We start from the raw sequence: 16,445 nt of genomic DNA on the forward strand, positions 1-16,445 counted from the left end.
GACTCAATCAAGAGTTCCTAATGTCAACAGCACGTCGAAAGTTCCGTCCCCTCAGAGGCGGCGGTGGCCCTCCACCGATCCACCCGGCGTCCAAGGAGGAGCAATGTCTTCTGCGCACAGCCCCCTACGCACCGCCGCAGTCGCGGCCATCGCCGCGCTCGCCCTCGCGGCGTGCTCGAGCACGGACGACGGCGAGAGCGCGGACGCCGGCGCAGCCGGCACCGCTACCGGGGAACCCACCTCCGGTGGCTCCGCCACGTTCGCCGTCGACTCCGGATTCTTCGGGTTCGACCCCAACGTCACGCCCGCCGCGCAGGACGCCCGCGTCCTGCGGCAGGTGTTCGACTCGCTCCTCTACCTCGACGAGGACGGCGCCCTCCAGCCGTGGCTCGCGACCGACTTCGCCGTCAGCGACGACGGGCTCGAGTACACCTTCACCGTCCGGGACGACGTCACCTTCCACGACGGGACGGCCTTCGACGCCGCGGCCGTGTGCTTCAACCTCGACCGGATCGCGGACCCGGAGACGGCGTCGATCTACGCCATCGGCCTCATCGGGTCCTACACGTCCTGCACCGCGCCCGACGCGGTCACCGCCGTGGTGACGATGTCCGCGCCGTTCGCGCCGTTCCTCAACAACCTCACGTCGCCGTTCCTCGGCATGAACTCCCCGACGGCGGCCGCTGCGGTACCGCCCGCGGACTACCTCATCGACCCGACGGGCTCCGGCCCGTACGAGTTCGACAGCTACACCCCGGACGACCGCGTCGAGCTCGTCCGTAACGAGGCCTACGACTGGGCCCCGGGCAACGCCGAGCACACCGGCGCCGCGCACCTCGAGACGTTGACCTTCCAGATCATCCCGGACGCCACCGTGCGGATGGGCTCCGTGCGCAACGGCAGCGTCCAGGCGGGCAGCGGCGTCCCGGAGGAGGAGGTCGCTGCCTTCGAGGCCGACTCGAGCCTCGAGTTCGTCTCCCAGGAGCAGTCCGGCGCGCCGTACCAGCTCCACTTCAACAGCTCGAAGCCGCCGTTCGACGACCAGGCGGTCCGTGAGGCGGCACGCGCGGCCCTCGACATCGACTCCGCGGTGAGCGCCCTCTACATGGGCGTGCGGGAGCGGGCCTGGACAGCCCTCGCGCCGAGCACCATCGCTTACGCCGAGGACCTCGAGGGGGCGTTCGAGTTCGACGCGGAGGCCGCCGCGACGCTGCTGGACGAGGCCGGGTGGATCGAGGGCGCCGACGGCGTGCGCGAGAAGGACGGCGCACGCCTCGAGATCGTCTACATGGAGGCCTCGCCCAACCGGGAGAAGCGCCAGGACCTCGCGACGTTCTTCGAGGCGAACCTCGAGGACGTCGGCTTCGACGTCGAGGTGGTCTTCGAGCAGCTCGCCCAGACGACGACACGGTCGCAGGAGAACGAGTACAACATCAGCGGGCTGAGCCTCGTGGCCGTCGACCCCAACGTGCTCTACCAGATGTACGACCCCGCCTTCATCCCCGCGCCCGGGCGCAACGGCTTCAACGGCAGCCACACGGACGTCCCCGCGATCACCGAGCTCCTGGCCCAGGGTCAGCAGAGCACCGACGCCGACGAGCGGGCCGAGATCTACGCCGAGGTCCAGGCCACCGTCATCGACGAGGCGCGCTCGGTCGCCATCTACGTCCCGACGTACTCCCTGGCCCTCAACGGCCTCGCGGGCGTGCGCTTCGACGCCGAGGGCTACCCGATCCTCTACGACGCGTACCTCGCCGAGTAGGCCTCCAGCCCTCAACGAGAGGAGACGACCGGCATGGGCTACGTCATCGGCAAGCGGGTGCTCGCGGGCATCCCCACGCTCCTGGGCGTCACCGTCATCCTGTTCATCACCCTCCGCCTCCTCCCGGGCGACCCGCTCGCGGCTCTCCTGGGAGGGGCGGCGGCCACCCCCGAGATGGTGGCCAACCTCCGGACGCAGTTCGGCCTCGACCAACCGCTGCTCGTGCAGTACTGGCGGTTCCTCACCGACGCCCTCACGTTCGACCTCGGGACCTCCTACGCCTCCCGGCAACCCGTCAGCGGGATGATCGTGGACAAGATCGGCCCCACCCTCCAGCTGGCGCTCGCGGCAGCTGCCGTCTCAGCGGTCACCGGCATCGTGCTCGGCTCGATCGCCGCCATCCGGCGCAACGGCCCGATCGACAGCGCCATCCGGGTGCTCAGCCTCGTGACGACGGCGATGCCCTCCTTCTGGGTCGGGCTCCTCCTCATCATGGTCTTCTCCCTGGCGCTCGGTTGGTTCCCGGCCACCGGCAACGACGGGCTCATCGCCCTCGTGCTGCCGGCGATCACGCTCGGCCTCTCGGCGGCCGGGACGGTGACCCGGCTCGTGCGCAACAGCGTCATCGAGGTCATGGGCGACACCTTCGTCACGGCGCTGCACGCCAAGGGGCTGCGCTCCGGCGTCGTCGTCATGAAGCACGTGCTGCGCAACGCGATCATCCCCACGGTGACCATCGTCGGGCTCCAGCTCGGTGCGCTCGTGGCCGGCGCGGTCATCGTCGAGGCGGTCTTCACCCGGCAGGGCCTGGGCCAGATGCTCGTACAGGCCATCGCCGGCAACGACTACCCCGTCATCCAAGGCGTCGTGCTCGTCATCGCGGCCCTCTACATCGTCATCAACATCGTCGTCGACATCTCCTACGCCGTCATCGACCCGCGCGTGCGGTCGACCGCGGCGAAGGCATGAGAGCGGAGAACCATGAAGATCCTCATCGCAGACCGTGTCCTGTCCGGCGCCGATCTCGAGCTCGTCGAGCGGGGAGCCGTCGTCATCGACGGCGGCACCATCGCCTGGGTGGGCCCGGCCGCCGAGCTCACCACCGACGTCACGGGGGTTGACCCCGACATCGAGGACCTCGGCGACGTCACCGTGATGCCCGGCCTCATCGACGCCCACGTCCACCTCGCGTTCGACGGCGGCCCCGCCCCCGTCGCGCGGATGAGGGCGGAGAGCGACGCGCAGCAGGTGGCCACGATGCTCGCCAGCGCGCGGCAGCTCCTCAGCGTCGGGGTGACCACCGCCCGGGACCTCGGGGCGCGCGCGTACCTCGACGTCGTCGTCCGCGACGCCATCGCGGCCGGGACGGCCCGGGGGCCGCGCATCATCGCCGCGGGGGCGCCGATCACCGTCACCGGGGGCCACTGCTGGTTCATGGGAGCCGAGGCCGACGGGGTCGACGACGTGCGCAGGATGGTCCGCCGCCACCACAAGGCCGGGGTGGACGCCATCAAGATCATGTCCACCGGCGGCAACATGACCGTCGGCTCGGCGCCCTGGCACGCGCAGTTCACCACGGCCGAGCTCACCGCCGCGGTCGAGGAGGCGCACCGCCTCGGCAAGCGGGTGGCCGCCCACGCGCACGGCACCGAGGGCATCCGGCGCGCGCTCGACGCGGGCGTCGACACCCTCGAGCACTGCTCCTTCCAGACGGAGGACGGTTTCGGGGGAGTCGATCCCGAGCTCGCCGACCGCATCGGCGCCGCGCCGGTCTACGTGTCTCCGACCTGCAACGTGCGGATGCGGGAGATCCGGGCGCTCATGCCGGACAGCGAGTTCGCCCTCGCCGAGCTGTACCGGCGCGGGGCGAAGATCATCGCGAGCACCGACGCCGGGATCGACAACACCCCGCACCACGGCTTCGTCGGCGGGCTCGAGGGGATGACCGACGCCGGCCTGCCCGTCCACGAGGTGCTCCTCGCGGCGACGAGCCGGGCCGCCGAGGCGCTGGGGCTGGCCGGGGTGGCGGGGCAGCTCACCGCCGGAGCCTCGGCGGACGTCATCGCCGTGGCCGGGGACCCGCGGGAGGACCTCGCGGCCCTGTACGCGCTGCGGCTCGTCCTGGCGCGCGGGGTCCCGTTCACGCCCGACGCGCTGCCGCCCATCGCGCCCCTCTCGTTCGAGACCCTGCCCCCGCTCTTCCGGGAGAAGGTGCGGGCACGGGCCGAGGCGGACGCAGCGGCGGCCGGGACGGCGCCGGACGACGACGGCGCGAGCGTCGCGCCGTCGGCGGTCCTCCCCGCAGAGGCGTTGCCGGCGGAGGTGGACCCGTCGCTACCGGCGGTGACGCCGATGCCGCCGGCGCCCGTCCCCACCGGAGGGGGACGGCGATGACCACCCTCGACCCGGCCGTCGCCGAGCCCGTCCTCGCCCGGTCCCGGTTCGACCGCGCTCGCCTGCCGCGCTTCTCCGTCAACAACACCGTGCTCGGCCTGTCGCTCGGGTGGTTGGTGCTCGTCGTCGTCGCGGCAGTCCTGCCGGGCCTCCTCGCCGGCGGTGACCCCACGGAGCTGAACCCGGCCCGGGCGATGACCGAGCCGGGGACCGAGACGGTCCTCGGCACCGACCACTACGGCCGCTCGATCCTCACGCTCCTCGTCCACGGGGCCCGTAGCGCCATGATCATCGGCTTGTTCGCCACGGCGTTCGGGGTGGCGGTCGGCGGGCTCATCGGGCTCGTCGCGGGGTACGTCGGCGGCTGGGTGGACATGGTGGCGGGACGGCTCATGGACATGTTCATGGCGTTCCCCGGCGTGCTGCTCGCCCTCATGATCACCGCCGCGCTCGGCCCGACGACGACGAACCTCATCCTCGCCGTCGGCGTCGCCACGGTGCCGCAGTTCTACCGCGTCATGCGCGGGCAGGTGATGTCCGTGCGGGGGCGCCTGTACATCGAGGCCGCGCGCTCGAACGGCTTCCGCCAGAGCCGCATCCTCCTGCGCCACGTCCTGCCGAACGCCATCGCGCCGATCATCGTGCTCGCGACCGTGAGCGTCGGCGTCGCGATCGTCATCGCCGCCTCGCTCAGCTTCCTCGGGCTCGGCCCGCGCACCGACGTACCCGACTGGGGCCAGCTTCTCTCGATGGGTCAGCCCTACCTCGCCAACGCCTGGTGGATCTCGACGTTCCCCGGCGTGGCCCTCACCCTCACCGTCATCGCCGTCAGCCTCCTCGGGGACTGGCTGCGCGACACCCTCGACGCGGACTAGGAGAACGCCATGACCAGCTCGAAGGACACGCTCCTCGATCTCAGGGGCGTCCAGGTGGAGCTCGACCGCGGCCGCAGCCGGGTGCCGCTCGTCCGCGACGCGACGCTCGAGGTCCGTCGCGGGGAGGTCGTGTGCCTCGTGGGGGAGTCCGGCAGCGGCAAGTCCGTCACCGCCCGCACGATCATGGGGCTCACCCAGCTCGACGGCCGTATGCGGGTCAGCGGGCAGGCCCTGTTCGAGGGCACCGACCTGTTCGGCCTCGGCAAGGAGCAGATGCGCCGGCTGCGGGGGCGGGACCTCAGCATGGTGTTCCAGGAGCCGCTCAGCTCCCTCGACCCGGTGTACACCGTCGAGTCCCAGCTGCGCGAGGGCCTGCGGCGCCGGGAGAAGCTGAGTGGCAAGGCCGAGCGGGCACGGATGAGCGAGGCGCTCGCCGAGGTGGGCATCCACGACGGCACGCGCGTGCTCCGCAGCTACCCGCACCAGCTCTCGGGCGGGATGTGCCAGCGGGTCATGATCGCCATGGCGCTGCTGACCCAGCCCCGCCTCCTCATCGCCGACGAGCCGACGACGGCGCTGGACGTGACGATCCAGGCGCAGATCCTCGAGCTCCTCGACCGGCTGCGTGTGGAGACGGACATGTCCGTCCTCCTCGTCACCCACGACATGGGCGTCGCGGCGGACCTGGCCGACCGGGTCGTCGTCATGTACGCCGGGCGCGTCGTCGAGGACGCAGACCCGGGCGCCGCGTTCACCGCCGCGCAGCACCCGTACACCGCCGGGCTGCTCGCGTGCATCCCTCCGATGGTCGGTGCGCGGCCGGAGAAGCTGCCGGCCATCGGCGGCACCGTGCCCGATCCCTCAGCACTGCCCCCGGGGTGCTCGTTCCACCCGCGCTGCCCGCGCGCGACCGAGCGGTGCACGACGGAGACCCCGCCCTTGGCGAGCGTGGGGGTCAGCACGGCCGCCTGCTGGCACCCTCTCGGTGAGCGACCACCGACGGACCCGCGCAGCGCGACGCCGGTGCCGGACGGGGCGCTGCTGTGAGCGCGCCGGTCACGCACCCCACCGCCGCGGGGGAGGTCGTGAGCGACCCGATCCTGTCGATGCGCTCGGTGTCCAAGCACTTCCAGGTGCGCACCACGGCCAACCCCTTCCGTCCGCCGAGCGTGCTCAAGGCCGTCGATGGCGTCACGCTCGACATCGCCCGCGGCGAGACGTTCGGGCTCGTCGGGGAGTCCGGCTCCGGGAAGTCGACCCTTGGCCGGCTCGCCGTCCGCCTCGCGACGCCCACCGCGGGGACCATCGACTTCGACGGGCACGACATCACGAGCATCGAGGGGGAGGTGCTGCGGCGGACACGGCGGCACATGCAGGTCGTCTTCCAGGACCCGCTGGGCTCGCTCAACCCCCGCATGCGCGTGGGGGACATCATCGGGGAACCCCTGCGGGTCTTCGACAACCTCCGTGGCTCCGCGCTGGAGGACCGGGTGGCCGAGCTGCTCCGAGCCGTGGGCCTCGACCCCTCGCGGGCCACGGCCCGGCCGCGCGCACTCAGCGGCGGCCAGCGCCAGCGCGTCGGGATCGCCCGCGCGATCTCGGTCAACCCGAGCCTCATCCTCGCCGACGAGGCGGTCTCCGCCCTCGACGTCTCGGTCCAGGCGCAGATCACCAACCTCCTCGGTGATCTGCGTGAGCGGCTCGGTCTCACCTATCTGTTCATCGCGCACGGGCTGCCCATCGTCCGGCAGGTGGCGCAGCGGGTCGGGGTCATGTACCTCGGCCGCATCGTGGAGGTCGCGGGCGTCGACGAGCTCTTCGACAACCCGCAGCACCCGTACACCAAGGCGCTGCTCGCAGCCTCGCCGGTGCCGGACCCCTCCCTCAAGCGCGAGCGGGTGGTGCTGCGCGGGGAGCCGCCCACGCCGCTCAACATCCCCAGCGGCTGCCGCTTCCGCACCCGCTGCCCCATGGCGCAGGACATCTGCGCCGACATCGCACCACCCGTGGTGAGGGTCGGCCCCGGACACACGTCCGAGTGCCACTTCGCCGGACAGCTCTAGGAGGACCCGTGCGGACGGAAGCAGACAGCCGGCCCATCGGGGTCCTCATCGCGAGCAACCTCCTGGGAGGCGTCGGGGTCGCCTCGGGCGTCGCCGTCGGCGCGCTCCTCGTCGAGGAGCACGGCGGGACCGCGATCGCCGGGCTCGGTCAGGCCGCGAGCGTCCTCGGCGCGGCCATCGCCGCGATCCCGCTCGCGACGATGGCCACGCGTCACGGGCGCCGGTGGTCCCTCGCCACCGGGTACGCGATAGCGCTGACCGGGGCGGTGCTCATCATCACCGCCGCGGTCGTCGGGCAGATCCTCGTCCTCCTGCTCGGACTCGGGCTCTTCGGCGTGGCGCAGGCGGTCAACCTGCAGTCCCGCTACGCAGCCGCCGAGGGGGTGCCCGCCGCCAGCCGGGCCAAGGCGATGTCGATCGTCATCTGGGCCACGACGATCGGCTCCGTCGCCGGCCCCAACCTCAGCGCCGTCGGCGAGCGGCTCGGGACGTCCGTCGGGGTGCCAGGGCTCGCGGGCCCCTACCTCTTCTCGCTCGTCTCGTTCGCCGGTGCCGGGCTCGCCGTGGCGCTGTTCTACCGGCCGGCGCGGGTCGCGGCGGTGGGGGCGGACGCTGGCGGCGCGCCGACCGGTGCCAGCGCGTCCCGGGTTCCGGCCGCCGCTCCGGCCGGGGGCCTCGCTCCCGGCCTGCCCGCCAGTGGCGAGGGTGCTGGGGGCCGCGTCGGCAGCGCGGCGAGCCATGCGCCGACCATGGGCGCGGTGCAGGCGCTGCGGTGGGCGCTCGCGCGTCGGGTGCCGCGTTTCGCCGTCGTCCTCCTCGCCGGCGGCCACGCCGTCATGGTCATGGTCATGGTGATGACCCCGCTGCACATGCAGCACAACGGGATGTCGCTCGAGGTCGTCGGGATCGTCATCAGCCTGCACGTGCTCGGGATGTTCGCCCTCAGCCCGGTGTTCGGCTGGCTCGCGGACCGCTACGGAGCGATCCGCACGGCGACGCTCGGGGTGGCGATCCTCGTCGTCGCAATCGTCCTCGGGTTCGTCGCCGCCTCGACGCACGCGCACGGCTCGCTCACCGCGGTGGCGCTGACGGTGCTCGGGCTCGGGTGGTCGGCGACGACCATCTCCGCCTCCGCCCTCATCACGAGCACGTCGAGCGACGCGGTGCGCGTGCCCCTGCAAGGAGCCACTGATGCCGGCATGAACTACGCCGGTGCCTCGGCGGCGGCCCTCGCCGGGCCCGTCCTTGCTGCCGGGGGCTTCCACGCCGTCAACATCGGCGGTGCGCTCATCCTCGTGCCGGTCATCGTCCTCCTCGTCGGCCTCCTCCGGCGCCCGGAGCACCCGGCGGAACCGCCGTCCCCGACGACGCCCGCCACCGCGCCCGCCGCAGGCGTCGTCGGCAGCAGCTGAGCGCCCACCGGCGGAGCAGCCCCTCTGGCGGAGAGCCTTCCCGCCGGGTGCATGTGTTCAGTGCGGCGTCGTGCTCGAGCCACGTCAGGGTCACCTGTCGGACATCCCGGTCCGGTGGACTGCGGGGGCCATAGCCGACCCCTGCAGCCAAGGAAGCCACGTGTCCCTGCGCAACGATCACCTACTTCGACGGCGTCCACGTGACGTCGCCCTCGGACTCCTCGCCGTCATCGGCCTCGCCGTGGGGCCCGCCACCGTGGCGGCCGCCGCACCGCCCGGGGACTCCCTCGACCTGACGAGCTCGGGGACCGCCATCGTCCACCGGCAGGACGAGACGACCGTCTCCCCGGGCGTGCGCCTGACGGAGTTCACCCGCTACGAGGCTGCGGGCTGGCTGCGGGGCGCGGTCCTCGAGATCGACCTCGAGAACCCCGCGATCTCGATCGACTACCTCCACCCTGGCGCCGTGGCAGGCAACAAGACGGTCCTCGACATGGTCGAGGAGGAGGGCGCGTTCGCCGGCGTCAACGGCGACTTCTTCGACATCAACAACTCCGGCGCGGCGAACGGGATCGGCGTCGACGCGGAGGACGGCATCGTCAAGTCGCCCGTCCCGGGCCACAACAACGCCCTCGTCATCGACTCGCGCGGCCTCGGGCACATCACCGAGGTCTTCCTCGAGGGCACGGCCGTCATCAACGGCGGCGAGAGCCGGATGCCCCTCACGGGCGTCAACACCTCGAACTTCCCCGGCGACGGCGTCGCCGTCTTCAACTCCGAGTGGGGCACGTACGCCCGTGCGAACAACCTGCCGGACCGCGCCGGGGCCGTCGAGGTCTGGATCGACGCCAGCTCCTCGGTCATCACCACGGCTCAGCCCGTCGGTGAGGGGGAGATCCCTGCGAGCGTGCGCGTCATCGTCGCGCCGGCCGGCCCGCTCGCGGATCAGCTGCGCGGCCTCGACGCCGGCGACACGGTCCAGACCTCCTACTCGGTCCGCTCCGACGCGGACAGGGCGGTCGTCGCGGTCGGCGGCCAGGCGGGGCAGACGCTCGTCGGTGATGGCGAGGTCCGGACCTTCGGCGACAAGAGCGTCCACCCCCGCACGGCCGTGGGCCTCGACGACGGCGGGACGCGCCTCATCCTCGCCGCGGTCGATGGCCGCACGACGCTGAGCCGCGGGCTCTCGCTCGACGAGCTCGCCGTCTTCATGCGCGACCTCGGCGCGGACAACGCGCTCAACCTCGACGGCGGCGGCTCGACCACGCTCGTCTCCCAGGAGCCGGGGGAGGACGGCGCGGAGGTCATCAACTCCCCGTCCGACGGCGTCGAGCGCGAGGACGCGAACGGGCTCGGCGTCATCGTCGAGAAGGGGTCCGGCGTCGTTCAGGCCTACACGGTCCGCCCGGCCCTCGCGGCCGACGACGCCGCGCGCGTCTTCCCCGGCCTGCACCGCCCGCTCGAGGCGCTCGGCTACGACGAGAACCACCACGCCGTCGCCAGCCCCGCCGAGGCATGGACCTCGAGCGACGAGGCCGTCGCCACGGTCACGGACGGCGTACTCACCGCCGTCGCACCGGGGCGGACGACCGTCACCGCTGCGGCGGGGGACGCCACCGGGCAGCTCGGCGTGCACGTCCTCGGCGACCTCGCGCGCATCGAGGCGACCCGCTCCGTGCTGGCCATGCCCTCGCCCGAGGCTGTCGCCCAGCTCGGTGTCATCGGCTACGACGCCCGGGGCTTCTCCGCCCCGATCGACGCCGCGGACGTCACCGTCACCGGCGCCGACGGGCTCCTCTCGCTCGAGGCAGGATCGGCGTCGACGTTCGACGTCTCCGCGCTCGTCGAGACGGGCTCGGCGAACCTCACCCTCGCGGTCGGCGACGCCGAGGCGGAGGTCTCCGTCCTCATCGGGGTGAACGATGTCGCGGTCACGACGTTCGACGACGCAGCGAGCTGGTACACGGCGGGCGCGCGCTCGACGAACGTCCTCGCGCCGGGTGAGGGCCGGGACGGCTCGGGCCTCGCGATGACGATCGGGTTCGACGAGCAGAGCGGCACCCGCACCGCGAACATGTACCCCTCGACCGACCTCAGCTTCTTCGAGCCGTTCGACGGTCAGCTCCAGGAGGTCGGCGCCTGGTTCAAGGGCGACGGTGACGGCAACCCCGCGACCTACTTCACGCTCATCGACGCGGACGGGCGCGCGCAGTACATCTACGGCCCACGCGTCGAGGGGACCGAGTGGCAATACATCAGCGTCCCCGTCCCGCAGACGCTCGCCTCCCCGGTGCGCTTCCGCTCGCTCGCGCTCTACGAGTCGGCGGCGGCGAACCAGTACCGGACCACCGTCCAGGTCGACGACGTCCAGGCCGTCGTCGCCCCGCTCGCCGAGGCGCCGCAGGTTGAACGCTTCCACGACGCCGCTGTTGTGCCGGCCGGCGCGACGGACGACGCTCCGCTGCGGGTGGCGGTCATGTCCGACGCGCAGTTCGTCGCACGCAACCCCACCTCACCCGCCGTCGCCGGTGCGCGCGAGGCGCTCCAGGAGATCGTCGCGGCCAACCCGGACGTGCTCGTCATCAACGGTGACTTCGTCGACGAGGCAGCCCCCGAGGACTTCGACCTCGCCCGCGCGATCCTCGACGAGGAGCTCGCGGCTGCGGACTTCCCCTGGTACTACGTGCCGGGCAACCACGAGGTCATGGCCGGCCCGATCGACAACTTCATCGCGGAGTTCGGACCGACGCACCAGCACTTCGACATGGACGGGACGCGGTTCATCACCCTCAACACCGCGACCGGCACCCTCGGCTCCGAGTTCGCGCAGGTCGCCATGCTGCGCGCCCAGCTCGACGCGGCGGCGGTGGACCCGGCCATCTCCGGTGTCCTCGTCTTCGGGCATCACCCGACGCGTGACTTCCTCCCGACGGCGGCCAGCCAGCTGAGCGACCGTCAGGAGGCCGCGATGCTCGAGGACTGGCTCTCCGACTTCCGCGAGTCGTCCGGGAAGTCGACGGCGTACATCGGCTCCCACGTGGGGGCGTTCAGCGCCCGCAGCCAGGACGGCGTCGTCCACCTCATCAACGGGAACTCGGGCAAGAGCCCGAGCTCGACACCGGACAACGGCGGATTCACAGGCTGGAGCATGCTCGGGGTCGACCCGGCTCAGGGCGCCTGGGCCTCGGCCGCGGGCGAGTGGCTCGACGTCGAGATCATGGCGCGCGTGGCGTCCATCGAGATCACGGCGCCCGCATCGATCACCGGTACCGACTTCGCCGTCGTCACCGCGACCCTCACCCAGGACGACACCCGCGAGGTGCCCGTCCAGTGGCCCGTCTCGGCGGCGTGGGCCGGGAGCGACGGCGTGCACGTCGGGACCGCGGGCTCGGCGCCGACCGACGCACTCGTCGCGCTCGACCCGGTCACGGGACTGCTCAGCTCGCTCGACCGCCGCTGGGACGGCGAGGCGCTCGTGCCGGCGGCCCCCGAGCAGGAGCTGACGGACGTGGTGCGTACCGAGGACGTCGAGATCTCGGTGACCGTCAACGGGGTGACCGCCACGCACGCGATCGCGGTGGCCGTGCCGGCGCTGGCGGAGCCCGAGCCGGAGCCGACCGAGGAGCCGACCACGGAGGAGCCCTCGGACGAGCCGACCGAGGAGCCGACGACGGAGGAGCCGACCGAGGAGCCGACGACGGAGGAGCCGACCGAGGAGCCGACGACGGAGGAGCCGACCGAGGAGCCGACGACGGAGGAGCCGACCGAGGAGCCGACGACGGAGGAGCCGACGGACGAGCCGACCACCGAGGAGCCCTCGGAGGAGCCCACCGACGAGCCCGGCCCGGCGCGGGTCTCGCTCAGCGCGCGGAGCGTCGCGGTGGGCGGCGAGCTCGTCGTCACGGCGCAGGGCTTCCTGCCCGACGAGCAGGTCGAGATCGAGCTGCTCGGCGGTGGCGTCCTGGCCGCGGTGGCGACCGACGACAACGGCATCGTCAGTGCGACGGTCCGGATACCGGCCGGCACGCCGGTCGGGGAGCACGTCCTTGCCGTCACGGGGCTGGCATCGGGCCTCGTGGCCGAGGTAGAGCTCACGGTCACGGCCGCGACGTCTCCCGGTGGCGACCCCACCGGCGGCGCGGACGATGACGGCGTCAGCGGTGACGGCACTGACGGCGTCAGCGGTGACGGCACCGCGGGCGGCGGCGGAAGCCTCCCGAGCACGGGCGCACCGGTCGAGGCGCTCGCGGGCGGCGCCCTGGTGCTGCTCCTCGCCGGTCTCATGGTGGGCGTGGTCCGCCGGACGCGGGCGACCCCGCTGTCCTGACCGACGCAGCGACCGAGGGCCCCGCGAGCGATCTCGCGGGGCCCTCGGCCGTTCCGCGAACGTCGCTCAGCCGCCGGCGCACCTAGCGGGAGGAGATCAACGGGGAGCGTGGCTGTGCCTATGTCGCCGGAGCACTCCCCGATGTGCACGGCCCAGCCGGCTCGGCGATGTTCATCGCCCGGCCATGGTGCGTGCTCCTTCTCTTCACCCCACGTCATTAGCGTCACGGCGACACCGCCACCAGAAAGGCGCCCCATGTCCGATCCCCGCATGACCGTCCACGGTTCCCGACGCCGTCGGCGCACCAGCAGCGTCGCCCTCGCATCCATGGTCGCCCTCGGTGCGGCGCTCGCCGTGACGGCGCCTGCCGTCGGGGCCGAGAGCGTGACCGACGCCCGCCCCGACCGGGTCGTGCTCACGCCGGCCTCCGATCCCTCGACGGCCCAGTCGTTCAGCTGGCGCACCGGCGCCGAGGTGCTCGACGGGGCGGTGCACATCCGTCTCGCCGGCAGCACCGACGACTGGCGCGTCGTCGAGGCGTACACGAACGCGCCCATCTCGACCGACGGTCCCGCCACGGTGAGCCACTCGGCCACCGTCACCGGTCTCGTGCCGGGGACCGAGTACGAGTACTACGTCGGCTCTGACGAGGCCGTGGACGAGACCTGGACCTTCCGCACGGCCGGCCAGCCGGGCGAGGAGTTCACGTTCCTCTACTTCGGCGATGCGCAGAACGAGCTCGACAGCACGTGGCGGCCGGCGGTGGAGGCCGGGTACAGCGCCTTCCCCGACGCGATCGGCACCGTCAACGCGGGCGACCTCATCAACAACTCGAACAACACCGAGTGGGACCAGTGGTTCGCGGGCATGGACGGCTTCTCGCAGACGAGCAACGTCATCGCCGCCCCCGGCAACCACGAGTACAGCGACGACAGCTTCTTGCGCCAGTGGAAGTCGAACTTCGAGTACCCGGCCAACGGCCCCGAGGCGGGCACCGTCGAGGGCGACTCGGCAGCGGCCGCGCAGGAGCGCGCGTACCGCGAGCACATGGCCGAGGTCATCGAGGAGACCGTGTACTACACGGACTACCAGGGGGTCCGGTTCATCGCGCTCAACGCGAGCCGAAGCCAGGCGACGGCGCTGTTCACCCCGGAGTACCTGCCGCCGTGCCTCATCGGCTGCGCCGACCCGGTCGCGCTGTGGCTCGACCTCCAGGCCGCGTGGCTCGACCACGTGCTCTCGACGAACCCGAACCAGTGGGCAGTGGCGACCTTCCACCAGCCGGTGTTCTCGACGGCGGTCGGGCGCGATGAGGTGGACCTGCGCGAGGCATGGCTCCCCGTCTTCCAGGAGAACGACATCGACCTCGTCCTCATGGGGCACGACCACACCTACGCGCGCGGCTACGTCTCGAGCGACGCCACGACGACGCCGGGCATCACGACGGGGCCGGTCTACGCGGTGTCGGTGGCGGGCCCGAAGTACTACGACCAGCAGCCCGAGGACGACAACGTCTGGACGCGCAACGGCGCCACGCAGGTGGTGCGGGCCGGTCAGACGTCCACCTTCCAGGGCATCACGGTGAGCGGTGGAACGCTGCGGTACGAGTCGTACGTGGCGGCGAAGTGGGACGGGGACGAGGCGTCGACGACCGATGTGCCCGTCGGCGGACTGCTGGACTCGTTCACCATCACCAAGCGCGACGACGGCACCAAGTGGGTCACGGAGGACGGCGTGGACGTCCCCGCACCGGGTGAGGGACCGGACCCGGTCAACCCCGTCGACCCCGCGGACCCGGAGGAGCCGACCGACGAGGAACCGGCCGAGGAGCCTGCTGACGTGCCGCTCGGTCATGTCGCGCTGGGTGAGCTCCGTTCGCCCTCAGCCGCCGTACCCGGCCCGAGCGCCTACGACGAGCGCAACGGCGTGCTGTTCGTCGCCGACCAGGCGACCGACGGCACGGGGCGGATCGAGGCGGTCGACGTCGCCACCGACACCGTGCTGCGCTCCTTCGAGGTCGGCGGACCGGTCATCGACCTCACCTACTCGACCGTCGAGGGCGGCATGATGCTCGTCGGCTGGGAGCAGGACGGCGCCTACCTGGCCAACGGGTTCGTCGCGGGTGCGGCGGGGTTCGGCGCGCCGCTCCTCGACGAGCCGCTCGCCCTGCCCGCTCCGTTCGACGTCGCACCGATCCGCGGCGTCGGGTTCGACGCGGGGGCGCAGATGGCCTACCTCGCGCTGGACGCGTCGGCGCTGGGCGCCGGCAGCATCATCGTCGCGATCGACATCGACAACGGCTCGCTCGCGGGCCAGACGGTTGTCCCCGCCGGCGTGCAGCGCATGAAGGTCGACCCCGCCACGGGGATCCTGTACGTGACGTTCGACGACGGCGACGCCGGCGCTCTGCGCCTCTACAACGGTCGTGGTGGCCTCGAGGTCGTGCAGGAGCACACGCTGGACGCGGGAACGCGCAGCGTCGAGCTCGACCAGGGCAACGGTCGCGTGTACGTCGGTCACGCCACCGCGGATGGTGGTGTCTCGGTCGTCGATGTCCTCACCGAGACGGTGCACCGCGAGAGCGGGCTGGCCGCGGACGTCGAGGCCGTGTCGATCGATCGCGAGCTCGGGCTCGTCTACCTCACCAGCACGTCCGCGGAGGCCCCGGTCGTCGTGGCGGGGCGCCACCAGGCTCCCCGGATCACATCGTCGCCGTCACCGGTGACCGTGGACGCGGGCGAACCTGCCAGCTTCAGCGCGAGCGCCTGGGGCGTGCCGACGCCGGCCGTGCAGTGGGAGCTGCGCACGGCGGGTTCGGACGCGTGGACCGCGGTCGTGGGCGCGACGTCCGACACGCTCGTCGTCCCCGACGCTACGGACGGCGCGCAGTACCGCGCTGTGTTCACCAACGACGTGGCCGGCGAGACCTACAGCACCAGGTCGGGCACCGCGACAGTGACCGTCGTCGGCGGCGAGGTGCCCACGGACCCGGGGACCGACCCGACGGACCCGGGCACGGACCCGACGGACCCGGGGGCCGACCCGACGGATCCGGGCACCGGCCCGACCGACCCGGGCACGGACCCGACCGATCCCGGGACCGACCCGGCTGGTCCGGGCACCGACCCGAACGAGGGAACCGGTAGCGGTGGCGGCGACGATGACGGAGACGACGCGCCCGGCGGCGGAAGCCTGCCGAGCACCGGCGCGCCCGTCGAGGCGCTCGCGGGCGGCGCCCTGGCGCTGCTCCTCGCCGGTCTCATGGTGAGCGTGGTCCGTCGGACGCGGGCGAACCAGATGTCCTGATCGACGCAGCGACCGAGGGGCCCCGCGAGCGATCTCGCGGGGCCCCTCGGCGTTCCGCGCGAACCCCGGCGCCGATCGGCCGAGCGGCGCACGGCCAGGTCAGGCTCACCCGCGGCGGCGAGGCGGGCGGGACGAGCGAGTCGTGGGGCTATGTCGCCGTGCGCCTGTCGGTCTCGTTCCGCCGCCGCCGGGTCGTCACGCTCAGACCGACGCAGTGGCAGGAGCTCGCGGCGATGACCGCACTGCTCGATGCCCGCCTCTCGGGCTGGGAACGGGCCGACCAGGCGGTCTGAGCGACGCGCCACG

The 16,445-nt window shown here is 72.5% G+C and carries 10 protein-coding genes; all 10 read left to right on the forward strand.

Features of this window, described 5'->3' with window-relative positions; all coding sequences use genetic code 11:
• The first annotated feature begins 103 nt into the window (after positions 1–103).
• The 10 genes from V2J63_RS06885 (at position 104) to V2J63_RS06930 (ending at position 16,432) form a co-directional block, all read left to right on the forward strand.
• The gene (locus tag V2J63_RS06885; protein WP_331230276.1) at positions 104–1,762 is read left to right on the forward strand and encodes an ABC transporter substrate-binding protein; all 1,659 of its coding nucleotides are present in this window, start codon (positions 104–106) and stop codon (positions 1,760–1,762) included.
• 33 nt (positions 1,763–1,795) lie between these two features.
• Complete coding sequence (locus V2J63_RS06890; RefSeq protein ID WP_331230277.1) at positions 1,796–2,731, forward strand: ABC transporter permease; 936 nt, start codon at positions 1,796–1,798, stop codon at positions 2,729–2,731.
• A 12-nt stretch (positions 2,732–2,743) separates the two neighbouring features.
• Positions 2,744–4,156: a metal-dependent hydrolase family protein gene (locus V2J63_RS06895; RefSeq protein WP_331230278.1), complete on the forward strand. Its 1,413-nt coding sequence runs from the start codon at positions 2,744–2,746 to the stop codon at positions 4,154–4,156.
• Positions 4,153–5,031: an ABC transporter permease gene (locus V2J63_RS06900; RefSeq protein ID WP_331230279.1), complete on the forward strand. Its 879-nt coding sequence runs from the start codon at positions 4,153–4,155 to the stop codon at positions 5,029–5,031. The genes V2J63_RS06895 and V2J63_RS06900 overlap by 4 nt, the downstream gene beginning before the upstream one ends.
• A 9-nt stretch (positions 5,032–5,040) precedes the next feature.
• On the forward strand, positions 5,041–6,078 hold the full coding sequence (locus V2J63_RS06905) for an ABC transporter ATP-binding protein (RefSeq protein WP_331230280.1): 1,038 nt from the start codon (positions 5,041–5,043) through the stop codon (positions 6,076–6,078).
• Between the two features lie 38 nt (positions 6,079–6,116).
• A complete protein-coding gene (locus V2J63_RS06910; RefSeq protein WP_331230281.1) occupies positions 6,117–7,094 on the forward strand; it encodes an ABC transporter ATP-binding protein in 978 nt (325 codons plus the stop codon).
• An 8-nt stretch (positions 7,095–7,102) separates the two neighbouring features.
• Positions 7,103–8,506 carry an MFS transporter gene (locus V2J63_RS06915; protein ID WP_331230282.1) on the forward strand — a complete coding sequence of 468 codons (1,404 nt, stop codon included), beginning with the start codon at positions 7,103–7,105 and terminating at the stop codon, positions 8,504–8,506.
• Positions 8,507–8,666: 160 nt separating this feature from the next.
• Positions 8,667–12,833: a phosphodiester glycosidase family protein gene (locus tag V2J63_RS06920; RefSeq protein WP_331230283.1), complete on the forward strand. Its 4,167-nt coding sequence runs from the start codon at positions 8,667–8,669 to the stop codon at positions 12,831–12,833.
• 270 nt (positions 12,834–13,103) lie between these two features.
• Entirely contained in the window at positions 13,104–16,139 is a 3,036-nt protein-coding gene (locus tag V2J63_RS06925; RefSeq protein ID WP_331230284.1) for a fibronectin type III domain-containing protein, read from the forward strand.
• A gap of 158 nt (positions 16,140–16,297) precedes the next feature.
• Positions 16,298–16,432: a hypothetical protein gene (locus V2J63_RS06930; RefSeq protein ID WP_331230285.1), complete on the forward strand. Its 135-nt coding sequence runs from the start codon at positions 16,298–16,300 to the stop codon at positions 16,430–16,432.
• Positions 16,433–16,445: the final 13 nt, after the last annotated feature.

The organism is Georgenia wangjunii (assembly GCF_036421975.1).
In the GTDB taxonomy this organism is placed as follows: Bacteria; Actinomycetota; Actinomycetes; order Actinomycetales; family Actinomycetaceae; genus Georgenia_A; species Georgenia_A wangjunii.